We start from the raw sequence: 23,420 nt of genomic DNA, 5'->3' as shown, positions 1-23,420 counted from the left end.
AGGCCGGCGAGCAGAGGAGTGGCGGATGGACCGATTTCAGGCAATGCGGGTGTTCATGGGCGTGGTGGACGCCAACAGCTTTACCCGTGCAGCGGACAACCTGGGCCTGCCCCGGGCGACGGTGACCACCACCATCCAGGCCCTCGAAAACCTGCTCAAGGTGCGCCTGCTCAACCGCACCACCCGCAGCGTCAGCCTGACGCCGGATGGTGCGGCGTACTACGAGCGCTGCACCCGCATCATTCACGAGCTGGAGGAGATCGAAGCCTCCTTCCAGGACGCGGCGCGGCGGCCCCAGGGACGGCTGCGGGTGGATGTTTCGGGCCCCATCGGGCGGCGCATCCTGATTCCCCGCCTGTGCGAGTTCCATAACCGCTACCCGGACGTGGAGCTGGTGATCGGCATGGGCGACCGGCCGGTGGACCTGGTCCAGGAGGCGGTGGACTGTGTGATCCGGGCCGGTGGTCTGGAGGATTCGACCCTGGTGGCCCGGCGGATCGGCAGCCTCAGCTTCGTCACCTGCGGTTCCCGGGAGTACCTGGAGCGTCACGGCGAACCGCAGACCCTCGAAGACCTGGCCGAGCATCAGGCCGTGCATTACTTCTCCAGCCGCACCGGGCGGGTGATCGACTGGGATTTCGTGGTGAACGGCGTCAGTACGCCGGTGCGTGTGCAGGGGCGGGTGGCGGTGAATGATGCGGATGCCTACATGGCCTGCGGTCTGCAGGGCTTCGGCCTGCTCCAGGCGCCGCGCTTCATGGCGCTGCCCCACCTGGACAACGGCGAGCTGCGGGAGGTGCTTCCGCGCTGGAAGCCGGCCGCACTGCCGATGTCGGTGCTCTATCCGCAGAACCGTCACCTGTCGCCCAAAGTGCGGGCCTTTGCCGACTGGGTGGCCGAACTCTTTGCCCAGTGCCCGCTGCTCAACGGCAGCGACGGCGAGGGCTTCACCGCTGGAGAATGCCGCTACCCCGGGCGCCCGGTGTCCTACACGGTGCGGGAGATGCTGGAGCAGGAGAGCGGTGCGGCAGGAGTGACCTGAGTGCCGATTGAAGCTGACGTCGATGGCCGCTTGCCGCGTTGCAGGATCCATGGCACAACAGCGCGCAAAGCGCATTCCATGGCCTGCGCGGCGGGCTGAACACAGGAGACGAAACGATGAAGCTGCTTCGATGGACCCCGCTGGCCCTGGCTCTGCTCGCCGGTGCGGGCACTGCGAGTGCCCAGGACAAGCCCGATCCCAATCTCGCCCGCAATCTGGCCGCTACTTGCGCCGGTTGTCACGGGACTGGAGGCCGTACGGTGCCTGGCTCGGCCGTCGAGCCGCTGGCGGGGGCCGACAGCGCGGTGTTGATGCAGAAACTCCGGGATTTCCGGTCCGGCGCCAGGCCTGCGACCATCATGCATCAGATCTCGAAGGGGTATACCGAGGCTCAACTCGAACTGATCGCGGCCTACTTTGCCGCTCGCAAATAAGGGGCGATGCATGACGAATCGACGCGATTTCCTGAAACGTTCACTGATGGCCGGCGGCGCGGCGACTCTGCCGGGCCTTTCCGGCTGCGCCCTGGGTACCCGCCCGGGTGGCCACGTGGTGGTGGTGGGAGGCGGCTTTGGTGGCGCCACGGTGGCCAAGTACCTGCGCATGTGGAGTGACAGGGGGGTTGCCGTTACCCTGGTGGAGCGCAATCCCCGCTTCATCTCCTGCCCGATCTCCAATCTGGTGATCAGCGGGGACAAGACCCTCGCCGATATCACCCTGGGCTACGACGGCCTGCGCAACACCTGGGGGGTGACGGTGTTGCAGGACGAGGCCCTGGCCATCGATCCGGCGGGCCGCACGCTGCGCCTGGCCTCGGGGGGCACCCTGCGCTATGACCGCCTGGTGCTGTCGCCGGGCGTGGATTTCCAATTTGACCAGGTGCCGGGCCTGGAGAGCGAGGCGGCGCAGCGGGCGATCCTCCACGCCTGGAAGGCCGGTGCCCAGACCGTGGCCCTCCGCAAGCAGCTCGAGGACATGAGGGACGGCGGTGTGTACGCCCTGACCATCCCGAAAGCACCTTACCGCTGCCCGCCGGGGCCTTATGAGCGGGCCTGCCTGGTGGCCGATTACCTGAAGAAGACCAAGCCGAAGTCCAAGGTCCTGGTGCTCGACGCCAACGACGAGATCGTTTCCAAGAAGGCCTTGTTTACCAAGGCTTTCGAGCAATACAAGGGCATCCTCGAATACCGGCCGGGCAGCGAGTTGCGCGAGGTGGATGCCGGCAGCCGCACGGCCAGGCTGGATTTCGATACCGTGCGCGCCGATGTGCTCAACGTGGTGCCGCCCCACCGGGCGGGGGACATTGCCGCCCGGGCCGGCCTCAAGCTGATCAACGACCGCTGGGTTGACATCGACTGGCTGAGTTTCGAGTCGGTCAGCACGCCGGGAGTCCATGTCATTGGCGACGCCATCTTCCCGGCGCCGACCATGCCCAAGTCCGGCCATATGGCCAACCAGCACGCCAAGGTGGCGGCTGCGGCCATCCTCAACCTGTTGGCCGGACAGGCACCTGCTCCGAACCCGGTGGTGATGAACACCTGCTACAGCTTCGTGGACTCGAAGAACGTGATCCACGTGGCCTCGGTGCATCAGTACGATGCAGAGAAAAAGGTGGTGATGCCGGTGCCGGGGGCCGGTGGCGTATCGGCGGCGGCCAATGAGCTGGAAGGTGCCTATGCCTTGTCGTGGGCAAAGAACATCTGGGCCGACATGCTGACCTGAGCGTCCGGCGCTATTCCGGGAAGAAGGCGCCGGAACGAAAAAGGCCACCCGAGGGTGGCCTTTTTACATCGCGCACGTGGAACTGCTCAGTGCTTGCGGCCCAGGCCTCCGAGCAGGAAGGCGATGGGTCGCTGGCCCTTCTGGGGCGGACGCGCCTCGTCACTGGTGCTGCCGTCGGGGTTGAGCGGGGCGGGCACGTTCTTCTGCTCGTAGGGCTTGCTGAAGTCGAAGCCGTCCGCCGCGATGTGCGAGGGCTGGCGACCCGGCCGGTTGCTGCGCTCGGGCCGCTCATGCCGCTCGGAACGCTCGCCGCGCTCCGGCCGGTCGCCACGTTCCGGACGCTTGCTGCGGCGCTCGCGGTCGGCAGCCGGCAGCGGTGCTTCGGCGGGGCGGGAGCTCGGGCCGCTGCGGCGGCGGCGGCCACCTTCACCATCGAAGAAGTCCGGCTCCGGATCGTAGCCGGGGACGATCTCCTGGCGGATCTCGAGCTTGATGAGCTTCTGGATGTCGGCCAGGCGGTGACGCTCCTCGGAGCTGACCAGGGAGACTGCCTTGCCCGACTTGCCGGCACGGCCGGTGCGGCCGATGCGGTGCACGTAGTCTTCAGCGGTGTGGGGCAGTTCGAAATTGATCACCGAGGGTAGATCTTCGATGTCCAGACCACGGGCAGCCACGTCGGTGGCCACCAGCACGCGGACCTTGCCGGACTTGAAGTTCTCCAGGGTCTCGGTACGCGCCTGCTGCGTCTTGTCGCCGTGGATGGAGTCGGCGGAGATGCCATGACGCTCGAGGAAGTGAGCCAGGCGGCTGCAGGCGAACTTGGTGTCCACGAAGACCAGCACCTGGTTGGCCTCGTCCTCGTGACGCACGATGTGGGCCAGCAGGTTGCGCTTCAGGCCGCTGGAGACCGGATGAACGATGTGGGTGATGGTCTCGCTGACCATGTTGCGGCGGGCCACTTCGATCAGCTGCGGGTTCTTCAGCATCTGGTCGGCGAGTTTCTTGATCTCGTCCGAGAAGGTGGCGGAGAACAGCAGGCTCTGGCGGTTGGCCGGCAGCAGGGCGAGGATGCGCCGGATGTCCGGGATGAAGCCCATGTCGAGCATGCGGTCGGCTTCGTCGAGGATCAGGAACTCGACCTGGCCTAGGGCGATGGTCTTTTGCTGCACGTGGTCGAGCAGGCGGCCGGGGGTGGCCACCACGATCTCGATGCCGCGACGCAGCTCCTGGATCTGCGGGTTCATGTCGACGCCGCCGTAGATGCAGGTGCTGCGCAGGGGCAGGTGCTTGGAGTACATCTTGACCGACTCGAACACCTGCATGGCCAGCTCGCGGGTCGGCGCGAGGATCAGGGCGCGGACCGGGTGGCGGGCCGGGCTGGTCGAGCTGCTGGCGTGGCGGGCGAGGCGGTTGAGCAGGGGCAGGGTGAAGCCCGCGGTCTTGCCGGTGCCGGTCTGGGCGCCGCCCATCACGTCGTGGCCGGCGAGCACGACGGGTATCGCCTGGCGCTGGATGGGCGTGGGTTCGGTATAGCCGGCGTCAGTGACGGCCTTCAGGATTTCGGGGATGAGTCCGAGTTCGGAAAACGACATGGATGTGGTCACGATGGGGGTGCGTGGACTGGTTTAGTGCACTGCACCATTCAAGTAGTCCAGCATTATACATCGGCGCGGCATCAACGCCGCGTCAGATAGCAGGTCACTTCTTCACGGTCGTGGTAGAGGTGCTTGATTCGCAATATGTATTTGAGGCCGGCTGCGCGCATGCGCTGGTCGATCAGGGCGCGGCAGCGTTCCACTTCATCGTGGCGCCGCTTCATGGGCAGCTTGAGGTTGAAGATGCTGCGCCGGCAGCGCCCGCCGGCGACCCATTCGGCCATCAGCGGGGCGATCCGCGAAGGCTGCTCGACCATGTCGCAGACCATCCACTCGACTGGCTTGCGGGGCTTCCAGGTGAAGCCGTCGACGCGCAGGTGTTCGATCAGGCCGGTGGCGACCACCGACGGCGCCATGGGGCCGTTGTCGATGGCGGTGACGCGCAGGCCGCGGCTGACCAGCTGCCAGGTCCAGCCGCCCGGCGAGGCGCCCAGATCCACGGCCTGCAGGCCGGAGCGCAGGGTGGAGTGCTGTTCTTCCGGGGTGAGCAGGGTCTGGATGGCTTCGGCCAGCTTCAGGGTGGAGCGGCTGGGGGCGTCCTTGGGCATGCGCAGGCGGGGAATGCCCATCGGCCACGCCGAGCCCTCGCTGGCCACGCTCAGGCCGAGCAGGGCGACATCGCCGCCAGGCAGGAACACGTGCAGGCGCGGCAGGTGGGGCGAGTCCGGGCGCAGCTGGCCGGTTTCGGCCAGGGCGGCTTCCAGCAGCGGCACGAAGCGCCGCAGAAAGCCGGCCTGCTCCTTGCCGTCGTTGGTGTCGGGGGTTTCCGGGAGGATCGCCGAGAAGCGCTCGCCGAGGGCCTCAAGGGCCTTGAGCAGCGGCCCCAGGCGGTCGCGCCCTGCGAAGCCCTCGACGCGGCCGATCAGCTGGAAGGCCTGCCGGCTGAACACCAGGTGGGAGACATCCAGGCGACGGCGCAGCTCGTCGTGGGGTTGGGGACTGTCCAGGCGGAACAGGGTGGCGCCGGGTGTGCCCACCGCCTCACCCTTGCCGATGAGCCGGGCCGCCCTGGCCGCGGCCTCCAGCTCGAGGAGTGCGTCGGCTTCGAAGCCGGGGCGGCACTGGACAAGGATGCCGGTGGAGGGGCAGGGCGTCTGGGCAGGCTGCATGGGGGCGAAGGCGAGGGGAGTACAATGAGTTCGTGGGGCCGTGGCTGGCCGGGTTTTCCGGCCCTGCGCTGCTCACGCCGGGCCTGAACGGGCCTGAATGATACCCGATCGATCCAGGCCCGCAGCGGTGGCGGGCGGTGGGCCGTGGCTGCAGGTTCGATGCCTGGTGCCGCTGCAGTCAAATTGAATGATGTGGGCTCCAGTTGGCGGGCGCCTTGCCGTAATAGGCCGATGAAATGGCGGTTGGTGCCGCAATCCAGATGCAGGTACGGAGGGTGTTTTGAGGGAGATCGTGGCGGCGCAGGACTTGCGGATCGGGATGTTCGTGACCGAACTGGATCGCCCCTGGCTAGAGTCGCCTTTCCTGCTGCAGGGGTTCATCATCGAAGACCGGGAGACGCTCGAGCAGCTGCGCGAGTTGTGTCGCTTCGTGCACGTGGATCGCACCCGTTCGGCGGGTGACGCCTGGCGCCCCGAGCCGGTGGCGCCTCCCGCTGCGGTGAGGCGCAGGGAGTCGGTCTCGCAGGCCGGACTGGTGACCGCACCTGCGGCGCGGCGGCGCCCGCTGGATTTCTTCGCCTTGCTCAAATCCCTCCGCTCGGCTGCCGGCGAGGTGGGCGAGAACATGCCTGCCGGGGCTGAGGCCGGATCCGGCAGCGCGCCCTGGATTCACGTCTATCCCGACTCGGAATCACGCAAGCTGCCTGCCGGTGGTGTCTCGGAGAGTGGGGAGGTGGCGGCTGCCTATGCTTCCCGCCCACTTATCTACCAGGATGAGCCCGGCCGCACATCGGCGGCCGGCGCATCCCGCGACGAACGGCAGGATGAGGAGGGGGCCGCCTTCGGAAACATGCGGCAGGCCGAGCCCCGGGTGCCGGTGGAGGAGGAGATCGTCACGGCCCTGCCAATGCTGGTGAAGGCCCAGGGGCTGCTCGCCGAAGTCGCCAGGGACGTGCAGAACAACCTCAATCCCGACCTCGACCGGCTGCGCAGCGTGGTTTCCGAGATGGTGCTGAGCGTGATCCGCAACCCGGATGCGCTGCTCTGGCTGCTCCGCCTCAAGCAGACCGACCAGTACAGCTACGACCACTCCCTCGACGTGGCCGCCCATGTGATGATCTTCGGACGTGCCCTGGGCTTGGGCGAGGACGCGGTCACCGCACTGGGGATGGCCGGGATTCTCCAGGACGTGGGCAAGCTGCGTCTGCCGGTGCGCCTGCTGCACAAGACGGGCGCCCTGTCGCCGCGGGAGTACGAGATCTTCAAGACCCACGTGGATTTCTCCCTGCATATCGTGTCCCGCTGCCCGCAGGCCACGCCCCTGATGCTGGAGATCATCGGCCGCCACCATGAGCGCTGCGATGGTTCGGGCTATCCGGCCCGCCTGAAGGGTGAGGAGCTTGGCGTCATGGCCGAGATCGCCGGGATCTGCGATGTCTATTGTGCGATGACCCGGGCACGTCCCTACGGCAGCGCGGCCAGTGCCCAGGTGGCCCTGGATGCGATCCGCGCGCAGCGGGGCACACGTTTTTCGAACAGCATGGTGGACCAGTTCGTCCAGTGCATCGGTCTCTATCCGGTGGGCACGCTGGTCGAGCTGAATACCGGGGAGGTGGGGGTCGTCATTGCCCAGAACCGCATCCGCCGCCTCAAGCCGAGGGTGATGATCCTGCTTGGCCCGGACAAGAAGCCGAATGCCTATCCGCCGAGTCTCGACCTGCTCTACGATCCCGCCACGGCGACCGGCGAACCCTATGCGATCAGCCGGGCATTGCCCCCCGGCTCCCACGGCGTGGAGCCTTCGGAGTTTTACCTGGCATGAACCTCCCCGCGCCCCAACTCGTGCGTCCTTTCCAGTCGGAGTTGGACGAGGACGCCCTGGCCCGTCTCCTGGTGCGCTATGGCATTGGCCAGGCGGAGCAGGCTGCGGTGCGGGCCTTCGGCCGCATCATCCCTGCCGATGCGCTGGTCGATGCGCTACTCGAGCGTTTCGAGCTCAGTGGCGATGGAGCGGGCAGCGCCATCGCGCCGACGCTGCGGGCCTTCTGCGTGGAGCTCGCCAGGGTCACGGCCTGGGATTTCTCGCCGGCCTGGCCGTCGCGTCTGGTGGCCTTGTGGAGCGATTGTTATCTGGCCGGTGCGGTGTCGGAGTTTCCCTTCGTCGCCATCGAGGCCCTGATGAGCGCCTGCCAGGAGCAGCTGTTTTCCGATCGGGCCATGGTCCATCGCCTGGAGCTTGACATCCTCGCGGCCCTGGTCCGTCTCGGCTGGTGTCTCGGCGGCCTGCTGTCGGAAGCCTCGGTGGTGCAGGAGCAGGCCTTCCGCATGCATGCCGAAGATGGCGACACGGTGCTCGGCATCCCGAACCGGCGCCGCTTCCTGACCCTGTTGACCGATTTTCTCGGACTGGCCGGGCAGCGCGGCTTCCTGGGGCTGCTGGTGTTGCGCATGGAGTGGGGGCGCTCGGTGGACGTGCTGGCTCTCGACGAGCGCGACCATCTCCGCCTGGCCCTGTCCGATGCAATGCGTGCCCAGCTGCGCCCGGGCGACGTGCTGTGCACCCTAGGCGAGGATGAATGGGCGGTGATCCTGCCCGACCTGATGCACCCGGCCCAGGTTGCCCTGGCTGGCAGCAAACTGGTGGATGTCTGCGAAGTGACGCGGGGCAACAACTTTCCGTCCCTGCGCGGGCGTTTTTGCGCCGGCGGCGCCTGGGCTCCCGAACACGCCCGGGACCCGCTCGGGCTGGAGCAGGCGGCCCGTTCGGCGATGGTGGCGGCCAAGTCGGAGGGGCGCGCCTTTGCTCTGTTTTCCGATGATGTGGCGGCCCGTGCCATGGGGGATGCCGGTTTCGAGTCCGAAGTGGCGCGGGCCCTCGAGTCCCGCCAGTTCCAGCTGTTCCTGCAGCCCCAGGTGGAGCTGCCGTCCCGTCGCCTGGTGGGGGCTGAGGCCTTGCTGCGCTGGCAGCGCGACGGTGCCTATGCCTCGCCGCCGGACATCCTCGCGGTGCTGGAGCGCATCGGTCTGATGGCCGAGCTGTCCCGCTGGGTGGTCCAGCAGGCGGCCCAGCACCTGGCGGCCCTTGATGCCGTGGGCTGTGACGTGGGGGTGTCGGTCAACCTGGTGGCGGACGACCTCAAGGATCCTGAGCTGCCCTTGTTCATCCGCCAGACCTGCGATACCTGGCGGATCCCCGTGTCGCGCATGTGTTTTGAACTGACGGAGAGCGGGCTGGTGTCTCGGGATGGCATGTCGGTCAGCAATCTGCAGGCCTTACGGGAAGGGGGCGGGCGCCTGGCCCTTGATGATTTCGGGACAGGCTATTCGTCCATGGACTACCTGCGCCGCCTGCCGCTCGACGAGCTGAAGCTGGACAAGTCCTTTGTCGAGCGCATCACCCTGGGTGACAGCGACCGGGCCATCGTCGCCCTGATGGTGAGGATCGCCCATACGTTCGGGCTTGAGGTGGTGGCCGAAGGCGTCGAGGATGCCGCCACCGAAGCGGTGCTCCGGGACATGGGGTGCAACCGGGCCCAAGGTTACTTCTATGCGCCGCCGATGCCGGTGGACCAGTTCATTGCCTGGTGGGAAGCCCGGCTCAACACGCCGCACGAACCCACCTGAGGCGGGCTCTGCCGGTCATTCCCTGATCTTGCGGCGCTTGCGCGGCTCCGGCTCGGCGGGCGTCTCGCTGTCTTCCTTGGCCGTGGCTTCGGCGTCGCCGTGTTCGCTCTCTGCCGCCTTGTCGGCTTCCGCGCTGGCCTTCTTGGCCTTGCGCTTGCTCTCCGCCGTAGCCGGAGGCGGCGGGGGGGGCAGCACCGGGGTCACCTCGGCGATCTTGTTTTCGACCATGTAGTCGTTCATTTCCTTCCAGCCCGCGAAGACGGCTGCTTTCGGGGCCGCCTGGTTGAGCGTGAAGCAGTCCTCGATGGCCCGCCCTGCGTGGCGGCAGGCGCTGCCGATGGCTTTGCCCTCCGCTTCGGTCTGCGCGGCGATCTTGGTCGGGTCGGGAATGCCGATGCGATCGCAGGCGCTGGCCAGCGCTGCACACGCCAGCAGGGCTGCGATGAGTCGGATGCGGATGAACACAGGTGTCATGGCGTTGAAGGCCGGTTGCTTTGCCGAAGTCTACGGCGCGCGCGGAACTGACTTGAACAGATGCTTGCAAAGTGGCGGGAGCCAAGTCCAGCCCTTCAACTTATAATTCAGGACTGATCGTTTTTGCCGTCGATGAACCGGACCCCCATGAACACCTTCAGCCGTACCGTCCTGGGCTTCGCCCTGGCTACCCTGCTTGCCTCTCCTGCCTTTGCCGCGCCCAAGAAGCCGGCCGCCAAACCTCAAGAGCCCCGCGCTGCGGCGCCCGCAGCAGTCACCGAGATCGAACTGGTGCACAGCCTGGGGGCCGACAAGGGCGCCCAGCTGCAGAAACTGGTGGATCGCTTCAACGAAGCCAATCGCAACACCCGCATCGTCGTCCATGAGCGCGCCTGGAACGATGGGAGTGTTCCGCACCTGATGATCCTCGGTGAGCGTGAGCTGCCTGGTTTCCTGAATGGGCCGCAGCGCTATCGCCCCCTGTTCCAGGTCATGAAGGACGCCGGCGAGCGCTTTGAAACCCTGCGCGCGCCCGCTGTGATGACCCCGACCCCGATCGACGGCTCGGGTCGTCTGTTGGCCTTGCCGGTGGGGCTGTCCACCCCGGTGATGTTCTACAACAAGCAGGCCTTCCGGGACGCCGGCCTCAATCCTGACGCCCCGCCCAAGACCTGGCAGGCGCTGCAGGCCTCCCTCGGGCAACTGGTCGCCGCAGGTCAGACCTGCCCCTACACCACCACCCAGCCGGCCTGGATCCTGGTGGAGAACATGAGCGCCTGGCACAACGAGCCGGTAGTCGCCGAGGGCAAGAAGGCCTCCCTGGCGATCAACGGCATGCTTGAGGTCAAGCACGTGGCCATGCTGTCCTCCTGGGTCAAGGCCCGCTATCTGCACCTGTTCGGTCGTGGTGACGAAGCGGCCGAGCACTTTGCCAAGGGTGAGTGCGCGGTGCTGACCTCCGCTTCAGGCGACTGGCCTACACTGCGCCGTCAGGCCGGTTTCGATGTCGGCGTGGCCACGCTGCCCTACCATGAGGAGTACTACGGCGCACCCCAGAACACCCTCGCCGATGGTCCCGCCATGTGGGTCGCGGCAGGCAAGACACCGGTGGAGTACAAGGCTGCGGCGCGCTTCGTCAGTTTCTGGCTGACCGGCGAGAGCCAGGTGGAATGGCAGCGCAACGCCGGCTACCTGCCCCTAAACCGCGCTGGTCTGCTGGCCTCCGAGAGCCGCCTGCTGGCCGACGATCTGGCCAACATCCACGTGGGGGTCCAGCAACTGGTCAACAAGAAGGTCACTGCCGCCAGCAAGGCCAGCACCTATCCCCAGAAAGTGGCTGTGCGCCGCATCATCGAAGAAGAGCTGGAGTCTGTCTGGGAAGACCGCAAGCCTTCCAAGCTGGCCCTTGACACGGCTGTCGTGCGCTCCCGCCAGCTCGACTGACGTCTTCCGTCCGCTCCACTGCCATATGTTTGCCTGGCCCGGCCCCGCGCTCTACGTGCATCGCTGTGGCGGTGCCCTGGCGCCGGAGAACACCCTGGCCGGCCTGAACATCGCGGGCCGGCTGGGCTGCGCGGCGGTGGAGTTCGACGTCATGCTGTCGGCCGATGGCGTGCCGATCGTGATCCACGATGAAACCCTGGAGCGCACTGCCGGACGGCAGGGGCGGGTTTCCCGCATGGCCGCCGCGGAGCTGCTGGCTGTGGATGTCGGCCAGGCTTTTCATCCCGCCTTCCGGGGCGAGACTCTGCCGTCCTTCGAGTCCGTCCTGGCGGCCTGTGCCGGGCTGAGCCTGGTTGCCAACGTGGAGATCAAGCCTGCGCAAGGCTTCGAGGTGGAGACGGGGAGGGTTGTCGGTGACATGCTCGTTCGTCGGGAGCACGGTGTGGATGTGCTCCTGTCGTCCTTCTCAGCCGAGGCACTCGAGGCTGCGGCGCAGCGTGCTCCCCATCTGCCGAGGGCCTTGTTGACCGAAACGTATTCGACCGTTGCGCAGGCCCGGGCCCTGCAACTCGGGTGTGGTGGGCTCAATCTGGGGCGGCGGGGTCTCCTCCCTGAACACGTGCGGCAGGCAACTGCAGCGGGCCTGCACGTGCTGGTCTACACGGTCAACGATGCGCCGGAAGCGGCGCGGCTGAGGGCTTGGGGCGTGACCGGTGTATTTTCCGATCGTCCCGATCTCATCCGATGAGCATTTCGTACATAAGGCTGCGGAAATTGCATTGATCCAGCCACCTTGACGGAAGTCTGCCAAGCCCCCTAACATCGCGTTTTTTCTAGTCTGGGCATTGCCTTGTCTCTCTCGCAGCTTTACGCGCCGATCGCCGAAGACATGAAGGCGCTCGATGCCGTCATCAGGGATCGCCTCTACTCCGACGTGGTGCTTATCCGCCAAGTGGCCGAGTACATCATCGGCAGCGGCGGCAAACGCCTGCGTCCCGCCATGGTGCTGTTCACCGCCGGGGCTGCCGGCTATACGGGCAGCTATCACCGCGAATTGGCTGCAGTGGTGGAATTCATCCATACCGCGACCCTGCTTCATGACGACGTGGTGGACGAATCCGAGCTTCGGCGCGGAAACAAGACCGCCAACGCCATGTTCGGCAATGCCGCCTCTGTTCTTGTCGGTGACTTTCTGTATTCCCGGGCATTCCAGATGATGGTCGGCGCGGACAACATGAAGGTGATGCGGGTTCTCGCAGACGCCACCAACGTGATCGCCGAAGGCGAAGTCCTCCAGCTCCTCAATTGCCATGACGCGGATGTGGAAGTGGAGGGCTATCTCCGCGTGATCCGCTACAAGACGGCCAAGCTGTTTGAGGCGGCGGCCCGTCTGGGCGGCATTCTCGGAAATGTCGGCGAGGAACTTGAAGACAAGCTGGCGGCTTTCGGCATGCATATCGGAACCGCCTTCCAGCTGATCGACGATGTGCTTGATTATTCCGGCGAGGAAGCCGATACCGGCAAGCATATTGGCGATGACCTGGCAGAGGGCAAGCCGACCCTGCCACTGATTCACGTGATGAAGCACGGCAATGCCGAACAGGCGGCCTGTGTTCGCAAGGCAATCGAGAATGGCGGTCGCGATGATTTCCCTGCGGTGCTGGCGGCTATTCGTGCCACCGGAGCTCTCGAGGAAACCCGTCGGGTTGCAGAGGCTGAAGCGCAATTGGCGCTGGAGGCGCTTTCTGCATTGCCCCCTTCCATTTTCAGGGAATCGTTGATAGAATTGTCAAAGTTCGCTGTTGCACGAAAGTATTGAGGCAGCTGGTTTTTTTTGCCGCAGTAATTGAAGTGCAAAAAGCTTTACAAAGAGTTGAACAGTAAATATAATGTGCGACTCGGTTGTGTTGATTGATCGATAAGGTCTTTCAAATAAGCGTCGGGGAATAGCTCAGCCTGGTAGAGCACTGCGTTCGGGACGCAGGGGCCGGAGGTTCGAATCCTCTTTCCCCGACCACCAATCCCGCGAAAAAGCCACTCGAAAGAGTGGCTTTTTTGTTTTGGGTTTCAGGGTTGGCCTCTCTCTCAAGTAAGGTGACATCCGGGGAGTGCAGGCTGGGTGAGGTGGGCTTGATCTGCCTTGTGTCACTGGTAGTGTGGGGTGTGTTCCGCACATTGCGGATGCGGCCTGTTTTCTTTCACGCTGCGAGTTTGCCGGGGCCGGGTGGAGAGCTTGTGCCTTTGGCTGGATTTGTTCTCGGGCGTGAGGGCGTGAGGCTTGCTGCTGGATTCTCTTGTTCGGTCTGTCCGGTCCTGGTGCTATTACGTTCCGGCTTTCCCGTATATGTGCCCAGAGGTGCCTGCCTGCCTGTCTGCTTTGCGGTGGGCTTGTCGGGCGGAATTGGCTCTCCGGTTCGCGGCTGGCGTTATTGCTCTTGCGTGGAGGGGGGCGAGAGAGGGTGGTGCGATGCTTTTTCGCCTTGTCCGCTATTTCATTGCAGGCGAGGGGGAATAGATGGGAAATAAAAAAGGCGCCCGAAGGCGCCTTTTTATTGAATGAAGAAATTGAATCCATCTCCATTCTTAATTTGGTGGGCGGTACTGGGATCGAACCAGTGGCTTCCACCGTGTGAAGGTGGCACTCTACCGCTGAGTTAACCGCCCGGCAGGTGATGAGCACGCATTGTAGTTAACGACCTGGGGTGTGTCAAGAAAATTCGAAGAAATATTTTTTGTGTCCCGCATCCCTCATTAAGTCCTCCAATTTCCTGACACCATGCAGACTCATGCAGGCGCTGTTCGCGGCGCTCCTCTTCCCGGAGTCCGTGGGCACAGGCTGTACAACAACAACGGAGACAAGATGGTGCATGTACCGACCCGCTGTACGCGAATTGCTGCACTGTTGCTGATCGTGATCGCCCCCATGGCCCACGCGGAGCTGCTCGGTGAAGATGAGCTTGCCGACGTGATCCGCAAGCCGGCGATCGGGCTGTACAAGGGCTATGCGGAGTTCAAGATGGCCCACTACGCGGAGGCACGTCAGATCTGGACGGCGCTCTCGGAGCGGGGCATGGGGGAGGCCTGGTTCAATCTCGGGATCCTGGCAGAAGACGGGCTGGGTGAGCCCCGGGACGCCGCTGAGGCGCGCCGCCGCTACGAGCAGGCCGCGCTGGCTGGCAGTCGCAATGCGGCCCTGCGGCTGGGCATCTCGCTGCAGGGCAACCGGCTGGGGGCGGCCGACCCGGTGGCGGCGCGGCGCTGGCTTGTGCTGGCGGCTGGGATGGGGGACGAGGAGGCGGCAGTCCAGCTCGCCGTGCTCGAAGGGCGCAGCCCGGTGCCGCTCGGGCCCCGCGATCGACGGCTGGCCGAGGCGCGTCGCCTTGAGGCCGACGGCAACCTCGTCGATGCCGTCACGGCCTACCAGGGGCTGGCGGACGAGGGGGATGCACGTGGGGTGACCCGGCTGGCCTGGCTGTATGAGGCCGGGCGTGGGGTGCCCCGGAACCTTGATGAGGCGGCCCGGCTTTTTCGCCGTGCGGCGGAGGCGGGGGAGAGTGAGGCCGGGTATGCCCTGTCGGTCATGCTGGAGACCGGGGTCGGGCAAGCACGGGATCCGGTCGAGGCCCTGCGCTGGTTGAAGGCTGCGGCTGCCGGCGGCTATCCGCCCGCGGTCGAGGCACTGAAAGCCCGCTGACTCACTTCCTCCCGGCCTGGCCCTCAGCCGACCGGGCCAGGCCGGCTGCTGCGGCGCCCGTCCACTGCGATGAGGATGCCGGCCACGCCGATAACAGCCATGCCGGCGAGGGCGACTGTGTCCGGCACCTGCCCGAAGACCAGCCAGCCGAACAGGGTGGCCCACACGATCTGCACGTAGAGCATGGGTGACAGCAGGGAGGCAGGGGCTTCCCTGAATGCCTTGGTGAGCAGGAAATGGGCCGTTGCGGCCAGGGTGCCCATGGCCAGGAAGAGCAGATATTCACGGGTATCGGGCGCCGGGCCGTGATCGAAGCCGGGCAGGGCTGCGCTCATGGCCAGGCTGCCGGTGAGCGCGGTGTGGAAGAGCAGCGTGACCGGGCTCTCCGTGCGTGACATCTTGCGGGTGAGGATCTGGTAGATCGCGTAGAACACGGCGGCCGCCAGCGCGAAGGCGATGCCTTCCGGACCCAGCCCGCCGCCCGGCCGGGCCACCAGCAGGACGCCTGCGAAGCCCATCACCACGGCGGTGCTGCGCCAGGGGCCGATCTGCTCGCCGAGCAGTGGGCGGGCCAGCAGCACGACAATCACCGGCGAGGCGAAGATCACGGCGGTGGCCTCGGCCAGAGGCAGGCGGTTGAAGGCCGCCAGGCCGCACAGGCTGGTGCCCAGCAGCAGGCCGGCGCGCAGCAGGTGGAGTGCCGGCCGGCGGGTGCGATACAGGCGGTGGCCCAGGCGGGGGGCGAGCAGCACCAGCATCAGGGCCAGATGCACCGTGTAGCGTGCCCAGATCAGCAGAGGCACCGGATAGCGGCTGCTCAGATGCTTGGCGGTGGCGTCCAGCAGCACGAACAGGATGAGGGCGACCATGGCCAGGCCGGCCCCGAACAGCGGGCGTTGCGGATGATTCACGGAGTGGGTTCGGACTGCATGGGGCTCAGGGGTGTGCCGGCCCGTCCCACGTTGCCGTGTCCCTCATGGTGGGTGGGCGGATCCAGGCGTTGAAGCAGTGGCGGGCCGCCGTGGACATTTCGTCGGCCAGCAGGCCTGAGTCGATGTTGAGCGTAGCGCTCAGGTGATCGCCGGCGCAGCCATGCAGATGCACGCCGGCCAGCAGCGCCTCGCCGGCATTCCAGCCGCCGGCCAGGAGCGTGCCGACCAGGCCGCTCAGCACATCGCCCATGCCGGCGGTGGCCATGGCCGGGTTGCCGCTGGAGTTGATCCACCAGGCGCCGTCCGGCGCGGCGACGATGCTGCCGCAGCCCTTCAGCACCACCCAGGCCTGCAGGCGGCGGGCGATCCGTCGGGCCGCCGCGAGGCGGTCGGCCTGCACCTCGGTGGTGCCGCAGGCCAGCAGGCGGGCTGCCTCCGCGGGGTGGGGGGTCAGCAGCGTGGGGTGCTGGCGACGGGCGAGGGTCTCCTGGCGGGCTGCCGACAGGGCCAGCAGGTTCAGGGCGTCGGCGTCGAGGAGGAGCGGCACCGGCAGTCCGATGGCCTGGTCGACGCAGCGGCCGGCGTTGTCTGACTGGCCCAGCCCGGGGCCGACCACCAGGGCGTTCGGCAGCGGGCCTTCAAGCAGCGCGGTGGCTGTGCGGAACATCAACTCGGGACGCAGTGGGTCCACGCTCAGCGCGCTCGGATCGAGCAGGCCGACCAGCACCCGTCCGGCGCCCAGGCTGGCTGCGGCCCGTCCGGCCAGCAGCGCGGCACCAACCATGCCCGGCGCGCCGCCGATCACCGCCACGTCACCGTGGCTGCCCTTGTGGGAATTGCGGCGGCGGGGCCTCAGGCGGGTTTCGAACAGGCCCGGCGCGATGCTGTGGCCGGGGGCTGGCAGCAGCGCTTGCGGATCAAGACCGAGCGCGGCAACCTGGACCAGGCCACACTGGTCCGGCCCGTCGAGGGTCAGCAGGCCCGGCTTCAGAGCGATGAAGCTGAGCGTGTGGGTGGCGGCGAAACAGGGGCCGAGGCAACGCCCGGTGTCGGCGTCGAGACCGCTGGGGATGTCCAGGGCCAGGCGCGGGCAGGGTTGGGTATTGAGGCTGTCGATCCACTCGGCGTAGCGGCCTTCCAGAGGACGCTGCAGGCCGATCCCGAAGAGGGCATCCACCACCAGCGCCCAGCCGCCGGGCGGAGTGGGCGGCAGCTCGGGCAGCGTCTCGCCGCCGGCGGCCAGCCAGGCGGCGTGGGCGGAGGCGGCATCGGCGGGCAGGCGTTCGGGATCGGCGGCGAAGGCGATATGCACGGCGTGCCCGGCATCGCGCAGCAGGCGGGCCATCACGAAGCCGTCCCCGCCATTGTTGCCGGGCCCGCAGGCGATCAGCACTGCAGCGGGCGTCTTCAGCAGGGACAGGGCGAGCGTGGCGGCGGCCTCGCCGGCCCGTTCCATCAGTGGCGGCATGGCGCCCGGGATGGCCAAGGCCTCGAGGTCGCGGATGGCGCTGACGGGGTAGATCGGGAGGGGCGCGGCGTGCATGGGGGGCTTGCAGAGGCTGTCAGGAAACCTGCTCGAGCAGTTCGAAGGCCATCTCGCGCAGATCGTGGAAGTCGTTCTCGCCCAGCCCCAGGTGGGCCATCACCGCGGAGCGGCTGCGCAGCCAGCTGGAGTCTTCGTTCATGCGCATGAAGCTGCCCACGTAGCAGCCGGCCAGCTCGGCCAGCGACACCAGGGTGCGGCAACGGGCCGCCGCCGCGTCGGCATTGCCGTCGAAGATGCCCAGGTCGTGATGCAGCAGGGTTGCCTGGCTGATGTCCTCCGGGAGGCCCCAGTTGCGGGTCAGCAGGTAGCCGATGACCGCATGGTGGGTGGCGTGCTGTGCTTCCTCGACCTCGGTGAAGGGCCGGCTGGTGTCGTTGTTGGCCAGTTGCAGGGTGTCACGGTAGTCCGGGAAGCGCTGCATCAGCACGGCGATGCCGCAGTCGTGGAACAGCCCGAAGGTGTAGGCGTGCTCGGCCGGCACGCCGCGGAACTCGCGGGTCAGGCGGGCGCACAGCTGGGCGCAGCGGAGGCTGGAATCCCAGAAGCGGTCCAGGCGCACCGGCCCGGAGGACAGGCTGTTGCGCAGGGTGACGCCGGCCACCAGGCTGGCCAGTGTGCGCGAGCCCAGCACCGGAATGGCCTGCTGCACGGTGCTGACCTTGCGGCTGAGCCCGAAGCCCGGCGAATTGGCCACCTTCATGACCGCCGCGGCCAGGGCCACGTCGCTGTTGATGATCTGGGCCACCGTGGTCAGCGACATGTTCGGTGAGTCGATCTCCTTCTGCAGGCGGGTCAGGACTTCGGGGCGGGGCGGAATGCTGATGCCCTTGAGAAGACGGTCGACTTCTGCGGGATCGGGTAGGGACATGGCGGGGGAGGAGGCTGGGAGAGATTGGGAACGCCCCGATTCTAGCCGACCCCGGCCTGAGCCGTGCGGCCTGCGCATCACCTACGCAATCTGACGTATTCCGGTGCCGGGGCGGGCTCCGTAACCTGCGTTCCATTGCTGCACCGCATTACGCCGAATACCGAACCCACTGACCAAGGAGTCTTCGATGCAAAACCGCCGTTCCTTCATCAAGGCCGCCGTACTCTCCGCCTCCATCGCCGCCATCGGTGGCCTGCCGGCCGGCGCCTACGCCGCCGACACCATCAAGGTGGGCATCCTGCATTCCCTGTCCGGCACCATGGCGATCTCCGAGACCGCCCTCAAGGAAACCGCGCTGATGACCATCGAGGAAATCAACGCCAAGGGCGGCGTGCTCGGCAAGAAGCTCGAGCCGGTGGTGGTGGATCCGGCCTCCGACTGGCCCAAGTTTGCCGAGAAGGCCCGCCAGCTGCTGTCCCAGGACAAGGTCGCGGTGACCTTCGGCTGTTGGACCTCGGTGTCCCGCAAGTCGGTGCTGCCGGTCTACAAGGAACTCAACGGCCTGCTCTTCTACCCGGTGCAGTACGAAGGCGAGGAGCTCGAGAAGAACGTCTTCTACACCGGTGCCGCGCCCAACCAGCAGGCCATCCCGGCGGTGGAATACCTGATGAGCAAGGAAGGCGGCTCGGCCAAGCGCTTCGTGCTGCTGGGCACCGACTACGTGTATCCGCGCACCACCAACAAGATCCTGCGCGCCTTCCTGCACAGCAAGGGCGTGGCGGATGCGGACATCATGGAGGAATACACCCCCTTCGGTCACTCGGACTACCAGACCATCATCGCCAAGATCAAGAAGTTTGCCGGTGAGGGCAAGAAAACGGCGGTGATCTCCACCATCAACGGTGACTCCAACGTGCCCTTCTACAAGGAGCTGGGCAATGCCGGCCTGAAGGCCAAGGACGTGCCGGTGGTGGCCTTCTCGGTGGGTGAGGAAGAACTGCGCGGCGTCGATGCCAAGCCGCTGGTCGGCCACCTGGCGGCCTGGAACTACTTCATGTCGGTGAAGAACCCCGAGAACGACAAGTTCATCAAGATGTACCGCGACTGGGCCAAGAAGGCCAAGCTGCCGAAGGCCGAGTCGGTGGTCACCAACGACCCGATGGAAGCCACCTACGTCGGCATCCACATGTGGGCCCAGGCCGTCGAGAAGGCCAAATCCACCGACACCGACAAGGTCATCGCCGCCATGGCCGGCCAGAGCTTCAAGGCGCCGTCGGGCTTCACCCTGAAGATGGACGAGACCAACCACCACCTGCACAAGCCGGTCTTCATCGGCGAGATCAAGGCCGACGGCCAGTTCAACACCGTCTGGAAGACCAAGGGCCCGATCCGCGCCCAGCCCTGGAGCCCCTTCATCCCGGGCAACGAAGGCAAGCAGAAGCTGTAAGCGCTCGCGACCTCCTCTCGCGAAAGCAGTGTTGGCCGGCGGAAGGGCTCCGGGCCCGTCGCCGGCCTTTTTGCAGGGAATGCCGGGGTGTGCAGACCCCTGCATGACCCGTAATCGGGGAAAACGATGAAACGAATATTCTTGCTGTTGAGCCTCGTGCTTGGTCTGTGGGCCGGGAGCGCCGGTGCAGCGCTGGACCCGGCCATCCTCAAGGGCCTGGCCTCCGACGATTTCGATGCGAAGCAGGCCGCCGTGGCCGGCCTCGCCGCCGCCGGCGATGACGCCGATGCCCAGCGCCTGCTGAAAGCCCTGTCCGACGATGCGGTGGCCGTGGCCGGCGAGCGGGTCGTCATCGTGGCGGGCGACCAGGTGCTGGATGCGGCCAGCGGCGCCGCCATCAAGCCGGCCCCGGCCAACTCCGAATCCATCAGCCTCAACAACAGCCTGCGCCAGCAGGTCGATGGCGCCCTGGCGGCGCTGCGCCTGTTCTCCACCGACACCGCCGAGCGCCTGGCCGCCGCAAGACTGCTCCTCGCCGACATGGGCGACGGTGCGGTGCTGCTGCCGCTGCTCGACAAGGCCCTGGCCCACGAGCAGGACCCGGTGATCAAGGACATCCTGGTGCGCCTGCATGCCCAGGCCAGCCTCGGCAGCCCGGACGCGGCGGTGCGCCTGAAGGCCGTGCAGGAGCTGGGCGAATCCGCCAGCCCGGCGGTCAAGGCCCTGCTGCTGGGCCTGCTCGACAAGCAGGGCGACGACTTCGCCGAGCCCGACGAGAAGGTGCGCCTGGCCGCCCAGACCGCCATCAAGGCCATCGACGGCCGCCTGGCCTGGAGCGACACCGCCGGCCAGATCTTCACCGGCATCTCCCTCGGCTCCATCCTGCTGCTGGCCGCCCTCGGCCTGGCCATCACCTACGGGGTGATGGGCGTCATCAACATGGCCCACGGCGAGCTGCTGATGGTCGGTGCCTATTCCGCCTACGCCATGCAGGCCCTGTTCCGGGCCAGGTTTCCGGAGTTTGTCGATTACTACTTGCTGGCCGCCGTGCCGGTGGCCTTCTTCGTCGCCGCCGCCGTCGGCATGGCCATGGAGCGCACGGTGATCCGTCACCTCTACGGGCGTCCGCTGGAAACCCTGCTGGCCACCTGGGGCCTGTCCCTGGTGCTGATCCAGGCTGCCCGCCTGCTCTTCGGCGCGCAGAACGTGGAAGTGGCTAACCCGGCCTGGATGTCCGGCGGGGTGCAACTGGCCGACAACCTGTCGCTGCCCTGGAACCGCCTGGTCATCGTGGCCTTCTCTGGCTTCGTGCTGCTGGTGGTGTGGCTGATGATGAACAAGACGCGTCTCGGCATGTTCGTCCGCGCCGTCACCCAGAACCGCCCGATGGCCGGCTGCGTGGGCGTGCCCACCGCGCGCATCGACACCCTGGCCTTCGGCATCGGCTCCGGCATCGCCGGGCTGGGCGGGGTGGCCTTGTCGCAGATCGCCAACGTGGGGCCGGACATGGGCCAGGGCTACATCGTCGATTCCTTCATGGTGGTGGTGCTCGGCGGGGTGGGGCAGCTGGCCGGCGCCGTGTGGGCGGCTCTCGGCCTGGGCATTGTCACCAAGTTCCTCGAAGGCTGGGCCGGTGCGGTGATCGCCAAGATCCTGGTGCTGGTCTTCATCATCATCTTCATCCAGAAGCGACCCCAGGGGCTGTTTGCCCTCAAGGGCCGGTTCGTCGATTGATACAGGGAGCACGACAATGCGCACACCTGCAAGCGTAAGACTGGTGGCCGGCCTCGGCCCCAAGGGCTGGCTGGCGATTGCCGCCGTGGCCCTGGTGGCCTGGGTCGGGGTGCCCCTGGCCCACCTGATGCTGCCCGAGAGCCATCCGCTGCACGTCTCCACCTACGCCATCACCCTGCTCGGCAAGATCCTCTGCTACGCCGTGGTGGCGGTGGCGATGGACCTGATCTGGGGCTTCGGCGGCATCCTGTCCCTCGGCCACGGCCTGTTCTTCGCCCTGGGCGGCTACAGCTTCGGCATGTACCTGATGCGCCAGATCGGCCGCGACGGCAGCTACGGGGCGGCCATCCCTGACTTCATGGTCTTCCTCGACTGGAAGGAACTGCCCTGGTACTGGGCCGGCACCGACAGTTTCCTGTGGTGTCTATTGCTGGCCATGGCGGTGCCCGGCGTGATCGCCTTCATTTTCGGTTACTTCGCCTTCCGCTCGCGGATCAAGGGGGTGTATTTCTCGATCATCACCCAGGCCCTCACCTACGCGGCCATGCTCTTCTTCTTCCGCAACGAGACCGGCTTTGGCGGCAACAACGGCTTCACCGACTTCAAGCGCATCCTCGGCTATTCCATCACCGCGCCGGAAACCCGGGTGGTGCTGTTCGGCCTGTCGGTGACCCTGCTGCTGGCCACCATCGTGCTGGGCAAGGCCCTCATCGCCTCCAAGTTCGGCAAGGTCCTCACCGCCATCCGCGACGCCGAGAACCGGGTCATGTTCATCGGCTACAACCCGCTCCACTACAAGCTCTTCATCTGGACGCTGTCGGCCATGCTGTGCGGCCTGGCGGGGGCCCTGTACGTGCCCCAGGTGGGCATCATCAACCCCTCGGAGATGTCCGTCGCCAACTCCATCGAGATCGCCATCTGGGTGGCCGTGGGCGGGCGCGGCACCCTGATCGGGCCGGTCTTCGGCGCCGGCATCGTGAACCTCTCCAAGACCTGGTTCACCACCAGCTTTCCGGAATACTGGCTGTTCTTCCTGGGCCTGCTGTTCATCCTGGTCACCCTCTACCTGCCCCAGGGTGTGGTCGGGCTGTGGGCCAGGCTCAAGGCCCGCAAGGCCGAGAAAGCCGCTCTGGCTGAGGCCCGCGCCAGCGTGGCCGCCGCCCCCCGCGCCACGGCCGCCCCCGAAGCCAAGATCCCCAACGGCACCGCTGCCACCGTGGCCAAAGGAGCCTGAGATGCGCGTCGAATCCTCCATCTCCCGCAATGCCCCCGCCGACGGCCAGAAGGAAGGCTGGGACGGCGCCGCCAGCACCAGCCACGTGCTCAAGCCCGGCGAGCTCGACCTGTCCCACGGGGTCATGCTCTACCTGGACGACATCACGGTCAGCTTCGACGGCTTCCGCGCCCTCAACAAGCTGTCGCTGCAGATCGACGCCGGCGAGCTGCGCTGCATCATCGGCCCCAACGGTGCCGGCAAGACCACCATGATGGACGTCATCACCGGCAAGACCCGGCCGGACTCCGGCAAGGCCTTCTTCGGCCAGACCATCGACCTGACCCGCCTGACCGAACCGCAGATCGCCCACACCGGCATCGGCCGCAAGTTCCAGAAGCCCACCGTGTTCGAGAACCACAGCGTGTTCGAGAACCTGGAGCTGGCCCTCAAGACCGACAAGCGGGTCAAGAAGAGCCTGTTTGCCCGCCTGTTCGGCGACGACCTCGACAAGATCTCCGACACCCTCAAACAGATCCGCCTGGCCGACCAGGCCGACCGGCCCGCCGGGCTGCTCTCCCACGGCCAGAAGCAGTGGCTGGAGATCGGCATGTTGCTGGTGCAGGACCCCAAGCTGCTGCTCCTCGACGAGCCCGTCGCCGGCATGACCGACGACGAAACCGAGCGCACCGCGGAGCTCTTCGTCAGCCTCAAGGGCAAGCACTCGCTGATGGTCGTCGAGCACGACATGGCCTTCGTCGAAGCCCTCGGCGGCAAGGTCACCGTGCTGTGCGAAGGCTCCGTGCTGGCCGAAGGCGACCTCGCCACCGTGCAGGCCGACCCGCGCGTCATCGAGGTCTACCTGGGGCGCTGAGCCGCAGGGCCCGCGCCCCACCGAACAATCGAATCGAGGCCAC

General features: G+C 66.6%; 19 protein-coding genes and 2 tRNA genes. 14 read left to right on the top strand and 7 right to left on the bottom strand.

Going from position 1 to position 23,420, the window contains the following annotated elements; all coding sequences use genetic code 11:
- Positions 1-25 precede the first annotated feature (25 nt).
- From HHL15_RS18070 to HHL15_RS18060, 3 genes are all read left to right on the top strand, one after another.
- Positions 26-1,042 carry a LysR family transcriptional regulator gene (locus HHL15_RS18070; RefSeq protein WP_169147203.1) on the top strand — a complete coding sequence of 339 codons (1,017 nt, stop codon included), beginning with the start codon at positions 26-28 and terminating at the stop codon, positions 1,040-1,042.
- 116 nt (positions 1,043-1,158) lie between these two features.
- Positions 1,159-1,476, top strand: a complete 318-nt coding sequence (locus HHL15_RS18065) for a c-type cytochrome (RefSeq protein ID WP_169147202.1) — start codon at positions 1,159-1,161, stop codon at positions 1,474-1,476.
- A 10-nt stretch (positions 1,477-1,486) separates the two neighbouring features.
- Complete coding sequence (locus tag HHL15_RS18060; RefSeq protein ID WP_169147201.1) at positions 1,487-2,764, top strand: FCSD flavin-binding domain-containing protein; 1,278 nt, start codon at positions 1,487-1,489, stop codon at positions 2,762-2,764.
- Between the two features lie 86 nt (positions 2,765-2,850).
- Here HHL15_RS18060 and HHL15_RS18055 read toward each other — a convergent pair whose 3' ends face one another.
- The gene (locus tag HHL15_RS18055) at positions 2,851-4,356 is read right to left on the bottom strand and encodes a DEAD/DEAH box helicase (protein WP_169147200.1); all 1,506 of its coding nucleotides are present in this window, start codon (positions 4,354-4,356) and stop codon (positions 2,851-2,853) included.
- 83 nt (positions 4,357-4,439) lie between these two features.
- Positions 4,440-5,528, bottom strand: coding sequence for a 23S rRNA (cytidine(2498)-2'-O)-methyltransferase RlmM (rlmM, locus tag HHL15_RS18050; RefSeq protein WP_169147199.1), 1,089 nt, complete (start codon positions 5,526-5,528; stop codon positions 4,440-4,442).
- Positions 5,529-5,820: 292 nt separating this feature from the next.
- Between rlmM and HHL15_RS18045 the strand changes: the two genes are divergently transcribed.
- Together HHL15_RS18045 and HHL15_RS18040 are read left to right on the top strand one after the other, a co-directional pair.
- Positions 5,821-7,350 carry an HD-GYP domain-containing protein gene (locus HHL15_RS18045; protein WP_328825063.1) on the top strand — a complete coding sequence of 510 codons (1,530 nt, stop codon included), beginning with the start codon at positions 5,821-5,823 and terminating at the stop codon, positions 7,348-7,350.
- Positions 7,347-9,152 carry a putative bifunctional diguanylate cyclase/phosphodiesterase gene (locus HHL15_RS18040; protein WP_169147197.1) on the top strand — a complete coding sequence of 602 codons (1,806 nt, stop codon included), beginning with the start codon at positions 7,347-7,349 and terminating at the stop codon, positions 9,150-9,152. Before HHL15_RS18045 ends, HHL15_RS18040 begins: the two co-directional genes overlap by 4 nt.
- Positions 9,153-9,167: 15 nt before the next feature.
- On the opposite strand, the gene HHL15_RS18035 is transcribed toward HHL15_RS18040, so the two are convergent.
- A complete protein-coding gene (locus tag HHL15_RS18035) occupies positions 9,168-9,626 on the bottom strand; it encodes a hypothetical protein (protein ID WP_206198844.1) in 459 nt (152 codons plus the stop codon).
- 147 nt (positions 9,627-9,773) lie between these two features.
- Between HHL15_RS18035 and HHL15_RS18030 the strand changes: the two genes are divergently transcribed.
- The 4 genes from HHL15_RS18030 (at position 9,774) to HHL15_RS18015 (ending at position 13,086) form a co-directional block, all read left to right on the top strand.
- Positions 9,774-11,069, top strand: coding sequence for an extracellular solute-binding protein (locus tag HHL15_RS18030; RefSeq protein WP_169147196.1), 1,296 nt, complete (start codon positions 9,774-9,776; stop codon positions 11,067-11,069).
- A 25-nt stretch (positions 11,070-11,094) separates the two neighbouring features.
- Complete coding sequence (locus tag HHL15_RS18025; RefSeq protein ID WP_169147195.1) at positions 11,095-11,817, top strand: glycerophosphodiester phosphodiesterase family protein; 723 nt, start codon at positions 11,095-11,097, stop codon at positions 11,815-11,817.
- Positions 11,818-11,919: 102 nt separating this feature from the next.
- The gene (locus HHL15_RS18020; RefSeq protein WP_169147194.1) at positions 11,920-12,888 is read left to right on the top strand and encodes a polyprenyl synthetase family protein; all 969 of its coding nucleotides are present in this window, start codon (positions 11,920-11,922) and stop codon (positions 12,886-12,888) included.
- Between the two features lie 121 nt (positions 12,889-13,009).
- Positions 13,010-13,086, top strand: a tRNA-Pro gene (locus tag HHL15_RS18015).
- Between the two features lie 572 nt (positions 13,087-13,658).
- On the opposite strand, the gene HHL15_RS18010 is transcribed toward HHL15_RS18015, so the two are convergent.
- A tRNA-Val gene (locus HHL15_RS18010) sits at positions 13,659-13,733 on the bottom strand.
- A gap of 196 nt (positions 13,734-13,929) precedes the next feature.
- Between HHL15_RS18010 and HHL15_RS18005 the strand changes: the two genes are divergently transcribed.
- Positions 13,930-14,763, top strand: coding sequence for a tetratricopeptide repeat protein (locus tag HHL15_RS18005; protein ID WP_169147193.1), 834 nt, complete (start codon positions 13,930-13,932; stop codon positions 14,761-14,763).
- A 23-nt stretch (positions 14,764-14,786) separates the two neighbouring features.
- Here the strand turns inward: HHL15_RS18005 and HHL15_RS18000 are convergent, their stop codons facing one another.
- From HHL15_RS18000 to HHL15_RS17990, 3 genes are read right to left on the bottom strand one after another with little or no spacing between them, the layout of a single operon-like run.
- On the bottom strand, positions 14,787-15,674 hold the full coding sequence (locus HHL15_RS18000; protein WP_169147192.1) for a DMT family transporter: 888 nt from the start codon (positions 15,672-15,674) through the stop codon (positions 14,787-14,789).
- Positions 15,675-15,699: 25 nt separating this feature from the next.
- Positions 15,700-17,238, bottom strand: a complete 1,539-nt coding sequence (locus HHL15_RS17995; protein ID WP_169147191.1) for an NAD(P)H-hydrate dehydratase — start codon at positions 17,236-17,238, stop codon at positions 15,700-15,702.
- Between the two features lie 19 nt (positions 17,239-17,257).
- Positions 17,258-18,109, bottom strand: a complete 852-nt coding sequence (locus HHL15_RS17990; RefSeq protein ID WP_169147190.1) for an HDOD domain-containing protein — start codon at positions 18,107-18,109, stop codon at positions 17,258-17,260.
- 187 nt (positions 18,110-18,296) lie between these two features.
- Between HHL15_RS17990 and urtA the strand changes: the two genes are divergently transcribed.
- From urtA to urtD, 4 genes are all read left to right on the top strand, one after another.
- Positions 18,297-19,556 carry an urea ABC transporter substrate-binding protein gene (gene urtA, locus HHL15_RS17985; protein WP_169147189.1) on the top strand — a complete coding sequence of 420 codons (1,260 nt, stop codon included), beginning with the start codon at positions 18,297-18,299 and terminating at the stop codon, positions 19,554-19,556.
- A gap of 126 nt (positions 19,557-19,682) precedes the next feature.
- A complete protein-coding gene (urtB, locus tag HHL15_RS17980; RefSeq protein WP_169147188.1) occupies positions 19,683-21,290 on the top strand; it encodes an urea ABC transporter permease subunit UrtB in 1,608 nt (535 codons plus the stop codon).
- A gap of 16 nt (positions 21,291-21,306) precedes the next feature.
- Positions 21,307-22,524 carry an urea ABC transporter permease subunit UrtC gene (urtC, locus tag HHL15_RS17975; protein WP_169147187.1) on the top strand — a complete coding sequence of 406 codons (1,218 nt, stop codon included), beginning with the start codon at positions 21,307-21,309 and terminating at the stop codon, positions 22,522-22,524.
- A 1-nt stretch (position 22,525) separates the two neighbouring features.
- Positions 22,526-23,377, top strand: a complete 852-nt coding sequence (gene urtD / locus HHL15_RS17970) for an urea ABC transporter ATP-binding protein UrtD (RefSeq protein ID WP_169147186.1) — start codon at positions 22,526-22,528, stop codon at positions 23,375-23,377.
- Positions 23,378-23,420: the final 43 nt, after the last annotated feature.

Origin of the sequence: Zoogloea dura, from assembly GCF_012927165.1 — a bacterium.
Taxonomy (GTDB): domain Bacteria; phylum Pseudomonadota; class Gammaproteobacteria; order Burkholderiales; family Rhodocyclaceae; genus Zoogloea; species Zoogloea dura.
Note: the sequence above shows the minus strand (reverse complement) of the source record. Positions and strands in the feature narration are given on the sequence as shown.

Bases quoted from the DNA above. Each gene is read 5' to 3' on its own strand.
- HHL15_RS17995 (WP_169147191.1), bottom strand. From the start codon at position 17,238: ATGCACGCCGCGCCCCTCCCGATCTACCCCGTCAGCGCCATCCGCGAC.
- urtA (WP_169147189.1), top strand. From the start codon at position 18,297: ATGCAAAACCGCCGTTCCTTCATCAAGGCCGCCGTACTCTCCGCCTCC.
- HHL15_RS18035 (WP_206198844.1), bottom strand. From the start codon at position 9,626: ATGACACCTGTGTTCATCCGCATCCGACTCATCGCAGCCCTGCTGGCG.
- HHL15_RS18065 (WP_169147202.1), top strand. From the start codon at position 1,159: ATGAAGCTGCTTCGATGGACCCCGCTGGCCCTGGCTCTGCTCGCCGGT.
- HHL15_RS17990 (WP_169147190.1), bottom strand. From the start codon at position 18,109: ATGTCCCTACCCGATCCCGCAGAAGTCGACCGTCTTCTCAAGGGCATC.
- urtD (WP_169147186.1), top strand. From the start codon at position 22,526: ATGCGCGTCGAATCCTCCATCTCCCGCAATGCCCCCGCCGACGGCCAG.
- urtB (WP_169147188.1), top strand. From the start codon at position 19,683: ATGAAACGAATATTCTTGCTGTTGAGCCTCGTGCTTGGTCTGTGGGCC.
- HHL15_RS18030 (WP_169147196.1), top strand. From the start codon at position 9,774: ATGAACACCTTCAGCCGTACCGTCCTGGGCTTCGCCCTGGCTACCCTG.
- HHL15_RS18040 (WP_169147197.1), top strand. From the start codon at position 7,347: ATGAACCTCCCCGCGCCCCAACTCGTGCGTCCTTTCCAGTCGGAGTTG.
- rlmM (WP_169147199.1), bottom strand. From the start codon at position 5,528: ATGCAGCCTGCCCAGACGCCCTGCCCCTCCACCGGCATCCTTGTCCAG.
- HHL15_RS18070 (WP_169147203.1), top strand. From the start codon at position 26: ATGGACCGATTTCAGGCAATGCGGGTGTTCATGGGCGTGGTGGACGCC.
- HHL15_RS18055 (WP_169147200.1), bottom strand. From the start codon at position 4,356: ATGTCGTTTTCCGAACTCGGACTCATCCCCGAAATCCTGAAGGCCGTC.
- HHL15_RS18025 (WP_169147195.1), top strand. From the start codon at position 11,095: ATGTTTGCCTGGCCCGGCCCCGCGCTCTACGTGCATCGCTGTGGCGGT.
- urtC (WP_169147187.1), top strand. From the start codon at position 21,307: ATGCGCACACCTGCAAGCGTAAGACTGGTGGCCGGCCTCGGCCCCAAG.
- HHL15_RS18060 (WP_169147201.1), top strand. From the start codon at position 1,487: ATGACGAATCGACGCGATTTCCTGAAACGTTCACTGATGGCCGGCGGC.
- HHL15_RS18005 (WP_169147193.1), top strand. From the start codon at position 13,930: ATGGTGCATGTACCGACCCGCTGTACGCGAATTGCTGCACTGTTGCTG.